Source organism: Caballeronia glathei, assembly GCF_000698595.1.
Lineage (GTDB): Bacteria > Pseudomonadota > Gammaproteobacteria > Burkholderiales > Burkholderiaceae > Caballeronia > Caballeronia glathei.
Genome location: NZ_JFHC01000050.1, coordinates 44,924 through 62,115 on the forward strand (window position 1 = coordinate 44,924; position 17,192 = coordinate 62,115).

A 17,192-nucleotide genomic window follows, 5' to 3' on the forward strand; every position below is an offset into this window, starting at 1 on the left:
AAAGCGGCGATTGCGATCGCATTTGCAGCAGGCGGCTTTTACGGATGTTTCGTCAGGACGGTACCGTATCGCGCCGAAATCGATCGTCGGTAGCGGGTGACGCGCTTCCCCGCGAACTCATGATTGAGCGCAAAGGTCCTGCATCGACGAACCCGCTTCCGCGGGCATTTTTCAGGGGGCCGGGCGAGTGCATCAAACCCCACAAACCTCCCCCTCCTTCCCCGCCACCTCCCTCGCGGCCTTCGCCCCTTCGACCTTGAGCAATTCCGGCAGCGAAACCCCGTTCTTCGCCGCCGTCACCTCCGCGAGAATCGACACCGCGATCTCCGGCGGCGTCCTGCTTCCGATATAGATCCCCACCGGCCCATGCAGCCGCGCGAGCTCCACATCCGACAGATCGAACTCCTTCAGCCGCTCCCTGCGCGCCGCGTTATTCCTGCGCGACCCCAGCGCCCCGACATAGAACGCCGGCGTCTTCAACGCCTCCATCAGCGCGAGGTCATCGAGTTTGGGATCGTGCGTGAGCGCAATCACCGCGCACCGTTCATCGAGCTTCATCGCCATCACGGTGTCATCGGGCATGGTGCGCACGATCGTCGTCCCGGGCACGTCCCACTCGTCCGTGTATTCCTCGCGCGGATCGCACACGGTCACCTGATAATCCAGCCCCACCGCGATATTGCACAGGTACCGCGACAACTGCCCCGCGCCGATCACGAGCATCCGGTAGCGCGGCCCGTGAATCGTGAGCAGCGTTGCATCGTCGAACGCGACGCCGTCCGTCGCCTGCGCGGGCTCCATGCGCACCTCGCCCGTCGCCATGTCGAGCGTACGCGCGACGAGCTGACCCGCCTCCACCGCGTCACACAGCCCGGCGATCCCGCTTTCCAGCGACAACGGCTCGAGCACGAGCTGAATCGTGCCGCCGCAGGGCAGCCCGAAGCGGTGCGCCTCCTCGGCGGTAATGCCATATTTGACCGCTTCCGGCCGGCTCTGCTCGATACCGCGCTGGCGCACGCGATCGATCAGATCGTCCTCGATGCACCCGCCCGACACCGACCCTGCCACGTGCCCGTCGTCGCGCACGGCGAGCATCGCGCCTTCCGGGCGAGGCGACGAGCCCCACGTCTTCACCACCGTGACGAGCAGCACGCGATGTCCGTCCTCGAGCCATCGGGCGCTGTTCCTCAGGACTTCGAGATCCACGCTGTCCATGATTTCTTCCCTTTCTTTTCCGCGTCGGCGGGCGGGTCTTCGTCTACCGATTCCACCGAGTCCACCGACGCCTCCGAATCCTGTACTTCAGGCGCCCCCTGCAGTTGCGCGCTGAACCGCTTGAAAAATTCTCCCGCAATCTTGCGCGCGGCGCCATCGACGAGCCGCGATCCGATCTGCGCCAGCTTCCCGCCGACCTGCGCGTTCGCGTTGTAGGTGAGGACCGTCGAGTCGGCGTCGTCGCCGGGCTCGAGGTTCACCTTCGCCGTGCCCTTGCCGAATCCCGCCGCGCCGCCCTGCCCCTCGAACACGATCGTGTACGTATGCGGCGCGTCGACATCGGTGAGATTCATGCGCCCCTTGAAGCGCGCCTTCACTGGCCCGACCGACGCCGTCATCGCAACCGCGTAGGCATTTTCGCCGTCCGCCTCGATGCTCTCGCAGCCCGGAATGCACGCGCGCAGGATTTCCGTGTCGTTGAGCGCTTCCCATGCCTGCTGCTGCGGCACCGGCAACGTGTGGGTGTCGGTCAGTTCCATCGCGTGTCTCCTGTTTTACCGGGCGTGGTGCGTCCGCCAAGCGACGCCAGCTCCCGGCCGACAGCCGCGAGGCTGTCGAGGTTATGCGCCGCGAGCATCACATCGACGTGCGGCAGGATCGCGCGCACGCCCCGGGCGCGCGGCGTGAATTCCGGGTAACGCAACAACGGATTGAGCCACACGAGCCGGTGCGCGAAACGGGCGAGCCGTTGCATCTCCGCGTCGAGGACGTCGATCGCTTCGTGATCCAGGCCGTCGGTCACGAGGAGCACGGTCGCGCGGCCCGCGAGCACGCGCCGCGCCCAGCGCCGGTTGAACTCCGCGAGCGCCGCGCCGATCCGCGTTCCGCCCGACCAGTCCACCACCTGCTCCGCCAGTGCGGCGATCGCGACGTCCGGATCGCGTTCGCGCAGCGCGCGCGTCGCATTCGTAAGCCGGGTGCCGAACAGGAAAACCTGCAGACGTTCGCGCGATTGCAGCAGCGCATGGCAGAAGTAAAGCACAGCGCGCGAATATGCGCTCATCGAGCCAGAAATGTCGAGCAGCAGCACGAGCGGCGGCCGGCGCTCGACCACCGCCCGGTATTTCCACACCATCCAGTCGCCGCCTGAGCGCACGGCGTGGCGCGCGCTCGCCCGAAGGTCGGCGTGCGTGCCGTGCGACGCGGCTTTCAGGCGGCGCGTCGGCTCGGTCGCGAGCGGCATGCGGTGCGAGCGGATCTGATGGCGCAGCGTGCGCCATTCGTCTGCGGTAAGCGTGTCGAAATCGCGATGGCTCAGCCGTTCCTGCGCGCTGAACGTCATGCGCGCGTGCAGCTGTTCGGGCGCCGGGTCGGGCGCGGGCGGTTTCGCGCGAGCCGCATTGTGCGCCGCCAGCGCGTCGGCGAGCCGGTTGTTGCGCGTGGGCGGCGGCACGCCGCTCGTCACCTTCGGCAGCAGCATCGCGCGCAGCTTGCCCTCCCAGTCGGGGTCGCGCCAGAAAAGGTCGAAGGCGGCGTCGAAGGTCTCGCGCTCATCCGGTGCGTGCACGAGCAACGACGCGAGCGTCGCGCGCACGTCGTCGCGCCGGCCGATATCGATCCAGCGAAGCGCGTCGAGCGCATCGACCGCCTGCGCCGGCGACATCCCGAGCCCCGCGCCGCGCAGGAGCCGGATGAAATGCACGACGTTGCGGGCGAACGGTTCCATCGTGCGTCACGCCGGCTCGGCAAGGCACCGCGCGATGGTCTCGCCGTCGAGGCGCGTGAGGTCGTCCTGATACTTGAGCAGCACGCCGAGCGTGTCCTGCACGGACTGCGGGTCGAGTTCGCTCACGCTGAGTGCGGCGAGCGCGCGGCACCAGTCGATCGTTTCCGCGACGCCCGGCGCCTTGAAGAGGTCCAGCGTGCGCAACTGGTGCACGAACGCGACGGCCCGCGCCTGCAGCGCCGCGCCCGCTTCGGGCGCGCGCGCGGCGACGATCGCGAGTTCGACGTCGCGCGCCGGATAGCCGATCCACTTATAAAGACAGCGCCGCTTGAGCGCGTCGTGGACCTCGCGCGTGCGGTTCGACGTCATCACGACGAGCGGCGGACGCTCGGCGCGCACGGTGCCGTATTCGGGAATCGACACCTGGAAATCCGACAGCAATTCGAGCAGGAACGCTTCGAACGGCTCGTCGGCGCGGTCGATTTCGTCGATGAGCAACACGCGCCGCGCCCCCGCATCCAGCGGATCGGGAAGCAGCGCCTGCAAGAGCGGGCGCTTCAGCAAAAATTCGCTGCGATACAGCGAATCGTTCGACGGCTGTTCGCCCGCCGCTTCGGCAAGCCGCAGCGCCATGATCTGCCGCGGGTAGTCCCACTCGTACAGCGCGCTCGCGGTATCGAGCCCCTCGTAGCATTGCAGCCGCAGCATCGACGTGCCGAGGAGGCCCGCCGCCGCCTTCGCGAGCTCCGTCTTGCCGACACCCGGCTCGCCCTCGAGAAAAAGCGGCCGCTGCATCTTCAGCGCGAGAAAAAGCGCAGTCGCGAGTTCGCGGCTGGCGAAATACTGCTGCGCGGCAAGGCGTGCGAGCGTTTCGTCGATCGACCCGGGCTCCATGAAGCTCCTGAGAATGCTTGCGGAAATGTGCGAACGCGTGCGCGGCGCCCCTTGCCGACTGCCCTGGCCGGGGCGCCGCGCGTCCTCAGAACGCGTTGGCGCGCTCGATCGCGCGCCCCGCGAGGACCGGGATCAGATGCGCGCGATACTCGGCGCTCGCGTGCATGTCCTCGTTGAGCGTGTCGGGCGAGATCTTCACACCACGCGCCGCCGCGACGGAGAAGTCCTTCGACAGCGCCGCCTCCAGTTCCGTCGGACGAAATACCGACGCCGCCGCGCCCGTCACGGCGACGCGCACGCCCGTCACCCCCTTCGCGACGAACACGCCGACCAGCGCGAAGTGCGACGCCGGGTTGCGAAACTTCTCATAGCCGGCGCGCTCTGCGAGCGGGAATTCGACCGCGGTGATCAGTTCGTCAGGTTGCAGCGCTGTCTCGTACATGCCGAGGAAGAAGTCGTCGGCGGCGATGCGGCGGCGGTCGGTCACCACCGTCGCGTTCAGCGCGAGCACGGCGGCCGGATAGCACGCGGCGGGATCGTCGTTGGCAAGCGAGCCGCCGATCGTCCCGCGCTCCCTGACCTGCCGGTCGCCGATGCGCCCCGCCAGATCCGCGAGTCCGGGCAGCGCCTTCTTCACGTCGGCGCTCGACGCGACCCGCGCGTGGCATACGGCGGCGCCGATCGTCACGGTGCCGCCACTCACGGTGATGTCCTTCATCGACGCGATGCGCGTCACGTCGACGAGCGCCGAAGGCTGCGCGAGCCGCAGGCGCATCGTCGGCAGGAGGCTCTGGCCGCCCGCGAGGTACTTCGCGTCGCCGTTGGCGGTGAGCACGGCGACCGCTGCGTCGGCCTGGCCCGGCCGCTGGTAGTCGAAGGTGTACATGTCGGTCTCCTCAGGCTTGAGTGGCAGCGGCGGAAGCGGAAGCGGCGTGCATCGCCGCCCACACGCGATGCGGCGTCGCGGGCATCTGCAGGTCCTTCACGCCGAGCGGCGCGAGCGCGTCCAGAATCGCGTTGATCACGGCAGGCGGCGAGCCGATCGCGCCCGCCTCGCCGCACCCCTTCACGCCGAGCGGATTGTGCGTGCACGGCGTGCCCTTCGCCGTTTCGACCGTGAAGTTCGGCAGGTCGATGGCGTGCGGCATCGCGTAGTCCATGAACGAGCCGGACAGCAGCTGCCCGCTTTCGTTGTCGTACACGCAGCGCTCGAGCATCGCCTGCCCGATGCCCTGCCCGAGCCCGCCATGCACCTGGCCTTCGACGATCATCGGGTTGATCACGTTGCCGAAGTCGTCGACGGCGGTGAACTTCTGGATGCGCGTTTCGCCCGTGTCCGGATCGACCTCGACTTCGCAAATATACGCACCCGACGGATACGTGAAGTTGGTCGGGTCGTAGAACGCGTTTTCGTTGAGGCCGGGCTCGAGCGTCTCCAGCGGAAAGTTGTGCGGGACGTAGGCCGCGAGCGACACGTCCGCGAACGTCTTCGTGCGGTCCGTGCCGGCCACGCGGAAGATGCCGTCCTTGAACTCGATGTCCTCCGCCGACGCCTCCAGCAGGTGCGCCGCGATCTTCTTGGCCTTGGCCTCGATCTTGTCGAGTGCCTTCATGAGCGCCGAGCCGCCCACCGCGATCGAGCGCGAGCCGTACGTGCCCATGCCGAACGGAATGCGCCCGGTGTCGCCGTGGATGATCTCGACGTTGTCCATCGACACGCCGAGCCGGTCCGCAACCACCTGCGCGAAGGTCGTTTCGTGCCCCTGGCCGTGGCTGTGCGACCCGGTGAACACGGTCACCGAGCCGGTCGGATGCACGCGCACTTCACCCGCTTCGAAAAGGCCGGCCCGCGCGCCGAGCGCGCCCGCAATGTTCGACGGCGCGAGCCCGCACGCCTCGATGTAGCAGGAATAGCCGAGGCCGCGCAGCTTGCCGCTCTTCTTCGCTTCGTCGCGCCGGGCGGCGAAGCCCTTCACGTCGGCGATCTCGAGCGCGCGGTTCAGGATGCTGTCGTAGTCGCCGGTGTCGTAGGTGAGGCCGACCGGGGTCGCGTACGGAAACTCGCGGATGAAATTGCGGCGGCGGATTTCCGCCGGATCGATGTTCATCTCGCGCGCCGCCGTTTCCACGAGCCGCTCGACCACGTACGTCGCCTCCGGACGGCCCGCTCCGCGATACGCATCGACGGGAACCGTGTTCGTGAACACGGCCTTCACCTCGGCGTAGATCGCGGGCGTCGCATACTGGCCGGCCAGCAGCGTCGCGTAAAGGATGGTCGGCACGGAGGACGCGAACGTCGACAGATAGGCGCCCATGTTCGCAGTGGTGTGCACGCGCATCGCGAGGAACTTGCCGGTGCTGTCGAGCGCGAGCTCGGCTTTCGTCACATGATCGCGGCCGTGCGCATCGGTCAGGAACGCCTCGGAACGCTCGGCCGTCCACTTGATCGGCCGCCCAGTCTTCTTCGACGCCCACGTGAGCGCCACGTCCTCCGCATACAGGAAGATCTTGGAGCCGAAGCCGCCGCCGACATCCGGCGCGATAATCCGCAGCTTCGTCTCCGGCAGCGAGAGCACGAAGGCCGCCATCAGGAGGCGCTCGACGTGCGGATTCTGGTTCGCCACGTAGACGGTGTAGCTGTCGTCGTATTTCGAATAGCTCGCATTGACCGCGCGCGGCTCGATCGCGTTCGGAATCAGGCGCTGGTTCACGATGTCGAGCGTCGTTACGTGCGCGGCCTGCGCGAAGGCGGCGTCGGTTCGCGCCTTGTCGCCGTGGCCCCAGTTGTAGCAGACGTTGTCCGCCACGCCGTCGTGCACGAGCGGCTGGTCCGGGTTCGACGCGCTCGCCGTATCGACCGCGGCCGGCAGCACGTCGTAGTCCACGTCGATCAGTTCGACCGCGTCCTTCGCCTCCTTCACCGACTCGGCGATCACGAGCGCGACCTGGTCGCCGACATGGCGCACCTTGTCGTGCGCGATCACGGGATGCGGCGGCTCGTTCATCGGCTTGCCGTCGGTGCTGTGGATCAGCCAGCCGCACGGCAAGCCGCCGACGTTGTCTGCCGCGAGATCCGCGCCGGTAAAGATCGCGATCACGCCGGGCGACTGCTTCGCCGCGGCCGTATCGATGCTGCGTATCTTCGCGTGCGCGTGCGGCGAGCGCAGGAACACGCCGTAGCTCTGCTGGGGAAAGACGACGTCGTCGGTGTACTGGCCTGCGCCCGTCAGGAAGCGGAAGTCTTCCTTGCGTTTGACGCCGGCGCCAATCATGTGCGGTTGTTCGGGTGCATTCATCGCGGTCTCCGTTGTCGATCAGAGTAGGCGCTTCAGCGCCGTACTCTGATCCCATGCAAAGCGGTCGATCAGAGCAGGTGCTTCAGCGCCGAACCCTGATCCCATGCAAAGCGGTCGATCAGAGCAGGTGCTTCAGCGCCGAACCCTGATCCCATGCAAAGCGGTCGCTCAGAGCAGGTGCTTTAGCGCCGAACCCTGATCCCATGCAGAGCAAAGTCAGGCCCAATTCATCGAAAAGGGATGGTCTTCAACGAGGCGTGGCTGCGGGGTGCGTGTCACCCGCCCGCCTTCATGGCCTGTGCCCCCTGCAGGACCGCCTTCACGATGTTGTGATAGCCCGTGCAGCGGCAAAGATTGCCGTCGAGCTGCTCGCGGACCTCGGCCTCGGTAAGATCGGATTCCTGCGATGCGAGCGCCGTCGCGCTCATCACCATGCCCGGCGTGCAGAAGCCGCATTGCAGGCCGTGGCAATCCTTGAACGCGGCCTGCATCGGGTGAAGGTGCCCGTCCTTCGAGAGCCCTTCGATGGTCGTCACCTGCGCGCCGTCCGCCTGCGCGGCGAGGATGTTGCACGCCTTGATCGCGCGGCCGTCCAGATGGACGGTGCACGCGCCGCACTGCGCGGTGTCGCAGCCGATGTGCGTGCCGGTGAGCCTGAGTTGATCGCGCAGAAACTGGACCAGCAGGATGTGAGGTTCGACGTCGGCGGTCACGGGTTTGCCGTTGACCGTCAGGCTGATGCTGAGCGCCATTTCTTCTGTCTCCTTGGGGGGATGGACCAGCCCAAAGCACACTCACGGTCTACACGTCCTGAACCTGCCTTGCTGCTGTGAGCGTCTGGCTGGGAATTCGTGTTATTTGTTCTAGCAACGAGTAAAACACAAATCGGCGGCAGTCGCTATCGGGCCAACGGCGCATGCGTGGCGCTGCGCGACATGTTCCGCAGCGCTGCCGGCTTGCGGGTTCGTGCGCGGGTTCGTGCGCTGCTTCGCAGCATGGGCGGATGTTGCAGGCGCGCTCTCGTGGCCGGGTGCTCCAAAGCAAAACGCGCCGCCCTTCCGGGCGGCGCGTTTTGCGTGGCAAGGCGCAGGCGGGCGCCGTCAGTGGATACCGCGACCCAGCTTCGAGTTGCCGCGCGAGTAGCCGAAATAGATCACGAGCCCGATGACGAGCCACACGACGAACGCAATCCACGTCGTCGCCTGAAGATTGATCATCAGGAACAGGCACGACGCAACCGCCAGAACCGGGACGAGCGGCACGCCCGGGCAGCGGAACGCGCGCGGCAGCGCCGGGTGCGTGCGGCGCAGGACCAGCACGGCAATCGACACCATGCAGAACGCCGCCAGCGTGCCGATGTTGATCAGCTCCGCGAGCACGTTGAGCGGCACCAGCGCGCCGATCAGCCCGAAGCAGATGCCGACGAGCCAGGTCGTGAAAAAGGGCGTCGCGAAACGCGGGTGCACCTTCGAGAGCCGCGCGGGCAACAGGCCGTCGCGCGACATCGCGTAGATCACGCGCGTCTGGCCGTAGCTCATCACGAGAATCACGGTGAGCATGCCGAGCACCGCGCCGAGGTCGATGAAGCCCGCCACCCAGTTCTGCCCGACCACCTGCAGCGCGTACGAAACCGGATGCGAGACGTTGGCGAATTGCGGCGACGGCACGATCCCCGTCACGACGGCGGCCACCGCCACGTACAGCACGGCGCACACCGCGAGCGACGAGATGATCCCGATCGGCAGGTCGCGCTTCGGATCCTTCACCTCCTCCGCCGCCGACGACACCGAGTCGAAGCCGATGAACGCAAAGAACATCACGGCCGCCGCGCCGAACACGCCCGACCAGCCGTTCGGCATGAACGGCTGCCAGTTCGCCGGCGTGACGTGGAACACGCCGACCACGATCACGAGCAGCACCACGGTCACCTTGATCGCGACCATCAGGTTGTTGACGCGCGTCGATTCCCTGACGCCGACCGAGAGCAGCGCCGTGATCGCCATAATCACGAGAAACGCGGGCAGGTTGAACACGGTGAAATGGCCGGGCACGGCGCCGGGCGCGGCGGTGAGCGCCATCGGCAGCGAGATGCCGAAGCCCGACAGCAGCGACTGGAGGTAGCCGGACCAGCCGACCGACACGGCCGAGGTCGCGAGCCCGTATTCGAGCATCAGGTCCCAGCCGATGATCCACGCGGCCAGCTCGCCGAGCGTCGCATACGAATAGGTGTAGATCGAGCCGGCGACGGGAATCGTCGACGAGAACTCGGCGTAGGCGAGCGCCGCGAAGCAGCAGGCAATGGCCGCGATGATGAACGCGATCATCAGCGCCGGCCCGGCCTGCACCGCGCCGGTTCCGGTCAGCACGAAAATGCCCGTGCCGATGATGGCGCCGACGCCGAGAAAGGTCAGATCGAGCGCACCGAGCGACTTTCTCAGGCCCGTGCGATGCGCACCGGCGAGCAGGTGCTCGATACTTTTCTTGCGAAACAGGGACATGGACGGGTACCTCCAGACGACGCGAAGCCGGACACGAACAGGGACGCAAACACGCGTCGGCTTCGTGGAAAACCCGGGATTTTATCGGAGGGAAGGCAGCTCGCCGGTGGCTTTCAGGCGATTGGACATCAAGAGTATTCGGCGCTTTGACACTTTTCGGATTGAAATTTGCGCTATCAGCGGCGTATTCGCTCAAAAATCCTCGAATGCGGCGCGCACGAGGAATTTCCGCGCCAATGCACGCGAATGGTGCAAATGCTTCAAAACGACTCAGCCCGCCATGGCCGGATTCATGTCGACGAGCCGGTTGCTCATCACATAGAAGGTCAGTTCCGCGTTGTTCGAGAGCTTCATCTTGTCGAGCAGGCGCGAGCGGTAGACGCTCACCGTTTTCACCGAGAGCGACAGCGCGTGGGCAATGTCCGTCAGCCGCTTGCCCGACGCGAGCATGCAGAGCGTCTGGAATTCGCGGTCCGAGAGCTTCTCGTGCGGCAACTGCTCCGAATCCAGCGACACGTAGGCCGCGAGCGCCTCGGCCATCGCGGGGCTCACGTACTTGCGGCCCGCCGCGACCTGCTGGATCGCGTTGATCATCAGCGCGGGGTCGGCGGTTTTCGAGAGATAGCCCGCCGCGCCCGCCTTGAGCGCGCGCACCGCGTACTGATCCTCGCGGTACATCGAGAACATCAGCACCGGCAGGCGCGGCGCCTGGCGCTTCATGCGCTTGAGCACGTCGACACCGTTGATGTCGGGCAGCGAAATGTCGAGGAGCGCCACGTCGACGGGGCGCTGCACCGCGTAACTGAGCGCCTGGGCGCCGGTTTCGGCCTCGAACACATGCGAGGCGATGCCGCGCTCGATCAGCAGTTGCGAGACGCCGCGGCGCACGATCGCGTGGTCGTCGGCAAGCAGGACCCTGAGTGTCAAGACGCAGCCCTCACGAGTTGAGCGCAAAGCGCGCGGGCCGGATCGGCGACACGGCGGCGTGCGAAGCCGTCAGCGGAAAGCGGGCACGCACGGCGGTGCCGCCCGTCGCGGAGGCGGTGATGCGCAGGCTGCCGCCCAGCGCCTCGCAGCGCGAGCGCATGCCGCTCAAACCCAGGCGCCCGGGCTTGCGGCGCGCGGCGGCCGTCATGCCGCAGCCGTCGTCTTCGACGAACAGCGTGACGAAGCGCGCATCCCCCTCCGCGTTCACCTCGATATGCACGCGCGCCACGCTCGCGCGGGCGTGCCGGGCGACGTTGCTGAGCGCTTCCTGCGCGACGCGGAAGATCGCGAGCGCAACGGGTTCGCCAAGGCGCGCGAGCCGTGCGTCGGGTGCGCAGGTGAACGTCACGTCGAGCGACGTGCTCGCCGCGAAGCGTTCGGCCCAGTCGGCGAGCGCGCGGGCGATGCCGCCGTCCAGCTGCGGCGCGCTCAGGCCCGCGACGGCCTGCTGATTCGCCTCGCACACCGCATCGAGCGACTGCTTCGCGATGCCGAGCGCTTCGGTGCACGGCGCCGGAGCGTCGGCGGGCAGCCACGTTTCGAGGCGCGCCAGCGCGAAGCGCGCGGCGGTCAGCGCGGCGCCGGCGGCGTCGTGCAGTTCCTGCGCGAGCATGCGGCGCACGCGCTCGTCGGTGGCCGCGAGCTGGGTGGAAAGCTGATGCACGCGTGCCGAGAGACGCTGGATTTCGCGATCCGCGGCCAGCTTGGCGTCCATCAGCGCGGACAGCGCCGAAGCCGGGCAAGCGGCGGCATCGTGCGCGGCGTACGTGCCGGCCGCCTCGCCAGGCGCGAGCGCCGGCGACTGAACGTCGCAAAAGGTCGCATGGCGTGGCTGGCTCTGATCCAGTACAGAAGCAGTCGACGTCTTCATTTCAACTTTTCCTCGCAGGGAGCGCAGTCAGCTACGTTCGCGCCAGTCCGACACCGCGACGTAACCAAATTTACACTCTGTAACAGCAAGAACGTCCCGTCGCGCCAAGGCTGGCGCTCGTTCCAATGTTGCGGATCATATCTCAAAAATATTATAAGTCTATGTCCCGTAAGGATTCGAACAGCGAACTTCATGCCGTTTCGCAAGTTAGCGACACCTACGCTTGTCGGAAAAACGCCTACAGGCCGCGTAACGGGCGGCAACACTTGTAACTTTCAGATCGCCCCGTCCGGATAGGAACGTGAAAAGCGGGCGAAAAAAAACCGGAGCACGAGGCTCCGGATTTTTGGAAAGCGTGTGTGCCGACGGGTCAGCCGACGAAAGCCTTCTCCACCACGTAGTGGCCCGGATGGTTGTTGCTGCCTTCCTGGAAGCCCATCTGGTCGAGCAGTTCGCGCGTGTCGCGCAGCATGTGCGGGCTGCCGCAGAGCATCACGCGGTCGTTTTCCACCGAGAACGGAGCCACGTCGAGATCCGAGAACAGCTTCTTGGTTTCGATCAGATCGGTGATGCGGCCGCGATTCGCGAATTCCTCGCGCGTGACGGTCGGGTAGTACACGAGCTTTTCCTGGATCAGCTCGCCCAGGTGTTCGTGGGCCGGCAGGTGCTCGGTGATGAAATCCTTGTACGCGAGTTCGTCGACGAAACGGCAGGTGTGCGTGAGCACGATCTTGTCGAAGCGGTCGTACACGTCCGGGTCCTTGATGATCGACATGAACGGCGCGAGCCCCGTGCCCGTGGACAGCAGCCACAGCGTCTTGCCGGGCAGCAGGTTGTCGGCGACGAGCGTGCCGGTCGGCTTCTTGCCGATCAGCACCGGATCGCCCACCTTCAGATGCTGAAGACGCGACGTGAGCGGGCCGTCCTGCACCTTGATGCTCAGGAATTCGAGATGTTCTTCGTAGTTCGCGCTCGCGAGGCTGTAGGCGCGCAGGAGCGGCTTGCCGTCGACTTCGAGGCCCACCATCGTGAACTGGCCGTTTTCGAAACGGAACGCTGAGTCACGCGTGCAGGTGAAGCTGAAAAGCGTATCGGTCCAGTGATGGACGCTCAGAACGGTTTGAGGATTAAGGTTGCTCATGGCTTCTTGGATAGTGCGAAAACGGTGGCGCCAGCGGCACGCGGCCGGGCACGAACAAGGACAAGGTGCTGCGCGAAAGAGGCTGGCAAGCGGGCTGGCCGCGCAACTTCGACACAAGCTCGGTGCAGGTTCGGCGCTTTTCGCGAGAAAAGGCGCAGCCCGGCGAATCCGCTATTTTAACGCGACAGTCATTCCGGCGTTGCGCCGCCGCCAAATGCCGATTGCGGCAAGTGGGCGCAACCGCTTCGTGAGCGGCATGGCGGGTCGCAGAAAGTGCGTTTCCCGAAGGCGACGGCCCGGGTTTTCGGCACGCCGGGCGCGGCCATAACCGGTAAAAATCCGTCGAGCCCGCATGATAGCAACTGGGGCGCGCTTAAGCGCCCAATGTCCCTGCTGGCGTCAGGCTAGCGCCTGCGCGCGACGGACGGCCACAGCGTCCGTCGTCGCGCTCGAAAGGCGCGCCGTGCGCGCTCAGACGCGCTGGTCCGTCGACGGCTTTTCCCAAAGATCCACGCCGCCTTCCTTCGCGTGCTGGTCGATTTCCGCGAGTTCCTCGCTGGAAAAGGCCAGGTTCTTCAGCGCGCCGACGTTCTCCACGACCTGCTCCGCCCGGCTCGCGCCGATCAGCACCGACGTCACGCGCCCGCCGCGCAGCGCCCACGCGAGCGCCATCTGCGCGAGGCTCTGGCCGCGGCGCCCGGCGAGTTCATTGAGCTTCCTGACATGCTCGATGTTCGCCGCGCTCAGGTGCGCTTCCTTCAGCGACCCACCGCCGGGCTTGTTGATCCGCGCGTCCTGGGGAACGCCGTTCAGGTACTTGCTGGTGAGAAGCCCCTGCGCGAGCGGCGTGAACGCGATGCTGCCCGCGCCGATGTCGTCGAGCGTATCGAGCAGTTCGCTCTCGATCCACCGGTTCAGCATGTTGTACGACGGCTGGTGAATCAGAAGCGGCACCTTGTGCCCGGCCAGCAGCTTCGCCATTTCGCGCGTCTTGGCCGCGGAATACGACGAGATCCCGACATACAGCGCCTTGCCCGAGTGCACGGCGGTGGCGAGCGCCCCGGCCGTCTCCTCAAGCGGCGTGTCGGCGTCGAACCGGTGCGAGTAGAAGATATCGACGTAGTCGAGGCCCATGCGCTTCAGGCTCTGATCGAGGCTCGCGAGCACGTACTTGCGCGAGCCGCCGCCCTGGCCGTACGGCCCGGGCCACATGTCCCAGCCCGCCTTCGACGAAATCAGCAGCTCGTCGCGGTAGGGCTTGAAATCGTCCTTGAACAGGCGCCCGAAATTGGTTTCCGCACTGCCGTACGGCGGGCCGTAGTTGTTCGCCAGATCGAAGTGCGTGATGCCGAGATCGAACGCGGTGCGCAGGATGTCGCGCTGCGTGGAGAGGGGCGTGGTATCGCCGAAGTTGTGCCAGAGCCCCAGCGACAACGCCGGCAACTTCAGGCCGCTGCGGCCGCAGGTGCGGTATTCCATCTGCGAATAGCGTTCGGAAGCTGCTTCGTAAGCCATGACGGGTTTTCCTCGATCGGGATGAAACGGTTGAGTGGCGGCGGCGCCAAACCTGACATGTTAGCCAATCGCGCCATGCGGCGCAGGTTCCCGGACGCTTGTCCCGCTATTCGAGATGGCCAAATGGACGATCGCGGGAACGATCACGCCTGACGAAAGCCAAAAGCAAATTCTTAGCAAGGAGCTTCCCGGATGGATCTGATCGAAAAATTACACCCCGCTTACGACGCACTACTTGCCGCCGGCATCAAATACGGCTTCGATGTCTGCATGGCGATCCTGATCGTCATCGTCGGCTGGTGGATCTCCAACCGCGTCGCGAATGCGCTCAGGCGCGCGCTCGGCCGCACGAACGCCGACACGACGCTCACGCCCGTCCTCGCGAGCCTCGCGCTCTGGGCGATCCGCGTCATCGCGATCGTGGCCGCGCTCGGCAAGTTCGGCATCGCGGCGGCGAGCATCCTGACCGTGCTTGGCGCGGCTGGCCTCGCGATCGGTCTTGCGCTCCAGGGCACGCTCCAGAACATCGCCGCGGGGCTGATGCTGCTGCTTCTGCGGCCGTTTCGCGTGGGCGACTACATCGAGGGCATCGGCACGACGGCTGGCACCGTGAACGAAATCGGGCTCTTCACCACGCGCCTCACGAAGGCGGACGGCATCGTCATGTTCGTGCCGAACAGCACGATATGGGCGAACCCGGTGACCAACTACAGCGCGAACGAACGCCGCCGCGTGGTGGTGAACTTTCATGTTCCGCACCAGCAGAGCGTCGAGCATGTGCTCGCGTCGCTGAAAACGATGGTGGAAAGCGATTCGCGGATCGTCGACCAGCCCGCCAGGCCGTGGATCGCCGTGACCGATTACACCGATACCGGTGTGAAGATCAATGTCGGGGCATGGACGCGCACGGGTGATCACGCGAACGTGCAGGCGGACCTGCTGCGTCAGATCCAGCCGCTGACGAAGCCGGAACCCGCGCCCAGTGTGGACGAGCCGGTGAGCGCCTAGTAAGCTTGCGCGCCCAGAACTCCTGAAGAGGATCCATGACGAAGGCGATTTCCCTCGCGCTGCTGGTCGGCGGCATCGTGCTGCTTTATTTCGGCGGCACGTCGTTTCATTCGCTGAGCAACGACGTTTCGCGCTTTTTCACCGGCTCGCCGACCAACAAGACGATCTGGCTGATCGCCGGCGGCGTGATCGCCACGCTCGCCGGACTGATCGGGCTTGCGCTGCCGGGGAGGCGCTGAGCGCCGCCGCTCAGACCAGCGCCACTTCCGCCTTCGACGCCGAGCGCGTGCCCGGCAGCGCGGCATTGCTCGCCCCGCGATAGGTGTAGACGAGCGAGAACTTCACCTGATCGGTGAGATTCTTGCCCGCCGAGTGCACCGTGTTGCAGTGGAAGAACACCACGTCGCCGGCTTTCAGTTCGGGCGAGACGGCCGTGCGGATGAGCGCCGCGTTTTCGGGCAGGTCGGAGCGGAAAAACTTGGCGTCGTCGAAGCGCTCGGATGTGAAAGGCAGCTTGTGCGACATCGGCACGAACCACAGGCCGCCGTTTTCCACGGTCTCCGAGCCGAGCGCGACCCACGCGGAAACGAGATCGTCGCGCTCGAACGCCCAGTAGCGCACGTCGCGATGCCAGCCCGTCAGGCTGCCGTAGGCCGGGTGCTTGGTCATCACGCAGTTGTGATGGGCACGCGACAGATACGGCGCCTCTCCGAAGTAAAGCTCCATCCAGCCGCGCACTTCCGGCGACGTGGCCCATTCGCTGAAAAGCGGATCGCGGGCATACGCGTCGAGCAGGCGGCGCACGGTATGGCCGCCGGGCGCGTCCTTCGAATCCGGCGCGCCCGGATATTTCAGATCGGCTTCGAACTCGACTGGCGCAGCCGCCTCCAGCAACTGCCTTCGCGCGACTGCGCGCATCGCCTCGCAGCGCTCGGGCGGCACGAGTCCCTGCACCACCACGTACCCCGTTTCACGCAGCGCGTGGACCTGTTCTTTCTTGGATTTGAGCGACGATTGATCAGACATTTCAACTCACAGTAAGCGCATTCGCGAAGCGCGACATTGGCGAAACGCGCGCCGCAAATTAGGGCGACTACATCGATTGTAAATCCCCCTCGCCCGCAGCCGCTCGAAAGCCTGTCATTTCGGACATCAAACCCTTTTAAGTGCTCGCCTCATACATTCGCAGGGAAAACGCGGACTTACCTCAGTAACAAATGTCTTGTAGGCTTCGTGCGTCAATTCGGTGCAACTTCGAAGCAACTATTCCCTCGAACGTTGAGCGCTTTTTTTGAGACGACTATCGTCGAGCTTGCATGCACTGCAACCGACCCAACACTGAGCCATGACCAACCGATTCGCCTCCAGCATCACCTGCGTCGCCGTCCGGGCCGCGCGTCCGGCGCGACGCGGTGTCGTTCGCGCGCTGCGCCATCACTCGGCGCGCACGCAGGCCCTCGCGGAGCAACTGAAGCACGTGTATCCCGTAGATGGCATCCGTTCGTGGTTTCGCGGTTTCTTTTCCACGCTGCGCGTGCGTGCGGCCACGCGCCGCATGTCGCTCAAAACGCTGCTGCGCCGGCCCGTGCAACTGCGCGCGCCGGTTCCGAAGGTGAAGCCGGCCGTGCTGACGAGCCGCCGTCCACGACGCCTTTCGACGGCCAGCGCCGGCTGGTTCGCCTTCGCGGCGCGCTGACGCGCGACCTTCGTCCGGCGAGCGCCGGATAGTCGGTGTAGCCCCGCTCGCCGCCGCCGTGAAGCGTGGCGTCGTCGGGTTCACAGAGCGACGCACTGCGCCGGAAACGCTCGACCAGATCGTGATTCGCCACGAAAGCGCGGCTGAACGCCACAGCGTCCGCCGCGCCGCTTTCGGTGCGCGCTTGCCATTCGAGCGTCATTGAAGCCTGCCCAGGTGCCCAGTCGAGGCATCCGCGACGAGCGCAAGAGATGCACCACGACGCCGCGGCAGCGCGCCGCCTGCGCACTCCCTGCAAACGAAAAAAATCCCGGATGACGCAATGAACTGACCCCTCAAAGTTGG

At 65.9% G+C, this 17,192-nt stretch carries 16 protein-coding genes; 3 read left to right on the forward strand and 13 right to left on the reverse strand.

Annotated features, from left to right (window positions below; all coding sequences use genetic code 11):
- Positions 1-192 precede the first annotated feature (192 nt).
- The 12 genes from BG61_RS26360 to mgrA form a co-directional block, all read right to left on the reverse strand.
- Entirely contained in the window at positions 193-1,215 is a 1,023-nt protein-coding gene (locus BG61_RS26360) for an XdhC family protein (RefSeq protein ID WP_035936585.1), read from the reverse strand.
- Positions 1,188-1,754 carry an SRPBCC family protein gene (locus BG61_RS26365; RefSeq protein WP_035936588.1) on the reverse strand — a complete coding sequence of 189 codons (567 nt, stop codon included), beginning with the start codon at positions 1,752-1,754 and terminating at the stop codon, positions 1,188-1,190. The genes BG61_RS26360 and BG61_RS26365 overlap by 28 nt, the downstream gene beginning before the upstream one ends.
- Positions 1,745-2,941: a vWA domain-containing protein gene (locus BG61_RS26370; RefSeq protein WP_035936591.1), complete on the reverse strand. Its 1,197-nt coding sequence runs from the start codon at positions 2,939-2,941 to the stop codon at positions 1,745-1,747. The genes BG61_RS26365 and BG61_RS26370 overlap by 10 nt, the downstream gene beginning before the upstream one ends.
- A gap of 6 nt (positions 2,942-2,947) precedes the next feature.
- Positions 2,948-3,835 (reverse strand): AAA family ATPase, encoded by an 888-nt coding sequence (locus tag BG61_RS26375; RefSeq protein WP_035936594.1) that lies wholly within the window; start codon positions 3,833-3,835, stop codon positions 2,948-2,950.
- Positions 3,836-3,920: 85 nt separating this feature from the next.
- Positions 3,921-4,721: an FAD binding domain-containing protein gene (locus BG61_RS26380; protein ID WP_035936596.1), complete on the reverse strand. Its 801-nt coding sequence runs from the start codon at positions 4,719-4,721 to the stop codon at positions 3,921-3,923.
- A gap of 10 nt (positions 4,722-4,731) precedes the next feature.
- On the reverse strand, positions 4,732-7,131 hold the full coding sequence (locus BG61_RS26385) for a xanthine dehydrogenase family protein molybdopterin-binding subunit (RefSeq protein ID WP_035936600.1): 2,400 nt from the start codon (positions 7,129-7,131) through the stop codon (positions 4,732-4,734).
- Positions 7,132-7,406: 275 nt separating this feature from the next.
- Positions 7,407-7,883, reverse strand: a complete 477-nt coding sequence (locus BG61_RS26390; RefSeq protein ID WP_035936603.1) for a (2Fe-2S)-binding protein — start codon at positions 7,881-7,883, stop codon at positions 7,407-7,409.
- Positions 7,884-8,231: 348 nt separating this feature from the next.
- Positions 8,232-9,629 (reverse strand): branched-chain amino acid transporter BcaP, encoded by a 1,398-nt coding sequence (locus BG61_RS26395; protein ID WP_035936606.1) that lies wholly within the window; start codon positions 9,627-9,629, stop codon positions 8,232-8,234.
- Positions 9,630-9,899: 270 nt separating this feature from the next.
- Entirely contained in the window at positions 9,900-10,556 is a 657-nt protein-coding gene (gene rqpR / locus BG61_RS26400) for a response regulator transcription factor RqpR (protein WP_035936609.1), read from the reverse strand.
- A 10-nt stretch (positions 10,557-10,566) separates the two neighbouring features.
- The gene (locus BG61_RS26405; RefSeq protein ID WP_035936610.1) at positions 10,567-11,487 is read right to left on the reverse strand and encodes a sensor histidine kinase; all 921 of its coding nucleotides are present in this window, start codon (positions 11,485-11,487) and stop codon (positions 10,567-10,569) included.
- Between the two features lie 370 nt (positions 11,488-11,857).
- Complete coding sequence (locus BG61_RS26410; RefSeq protein WP_035936612.1) at positions 11,858-12,628, reverse strand: ferredoxin--NADP reductase; 771 nt, start codon at positions 12,626-12,628, stop codon at positions 11,858-11,860.
- Between the two features lie 471 nt (positions 12,629-13,099).
- Entirely contained in the window at positions 13,100-14,143 is a 1,044-nt protein-coding gene (gene mgrA / locus BG61_RS26415; RefSeq protein ID WP_035936614.1) for an L-glyceraldehyde 3-phosphate reductase, read from the reverse strand.
- Between the two features lie 192 nt (positions 14,144-14,335).
- Between mgrA and BG61_RS26420 the strand changes: the two genes are divergently transcribed.
- Together BG61_RS26420 and BG61_RS26425 are read left to right on the forward strand one after the other, a co-directional pair.
- A complete protein-coding gene (locus tag BG61_RS26420; protein ID WP_035936616.1) occupies positions 14,336-15,151 on the forward strand; it encodes a mechanosensitive ion channel family protein in 816 nt (271 codons plus the stop codon).
- 35 nt (positions 15,152-15,186) lie between these two features.
- Entirely contained in the window at positions 15,187-15,390 is a 204-nt protein-coding gene (locus BG61_RS26425) for a DUF3185 family protein (RefSeq protein ID WP_035936618.1), read from the forward strand.
- Between the two features lie 10 nt (positions 15,391-15,400).
- On the opposite strand, the gene BG61_RS26430 is transcribed toward BG61_RS26425, so the two are convergent.
- Positions 15,401-16,177 carry a phytanoyl-CoA dioxygenase family protein gene (locus BG61_RS26430; protein WP_035936622.1) on the reverse strand — a complete coding sequence of 259 codons (777 nt, stop codon included), beginning with the start codon at positions 16,175-16,177 and terminating at the stop codon, positions 15,401-15,403.
- Between the two features lie 319 nt (positions 16,178-16,496).
- Here BG61_RS26430 and BG61_RS26435 point away from each other — a divergent pair, with 319 nt between their 5' ends.
- Positions 16,497-16,847, forward strand: a complete 351-nt coding sequence (locus tag BG61_RS26435; protein ID WP_174479743.1) for a hypothetical protein — start codon at positions 16,497-16,499, stop codon at positions 16,845-16,847.
- Positions 16,848-17,192: the final 345 nt, after the last annotated feature.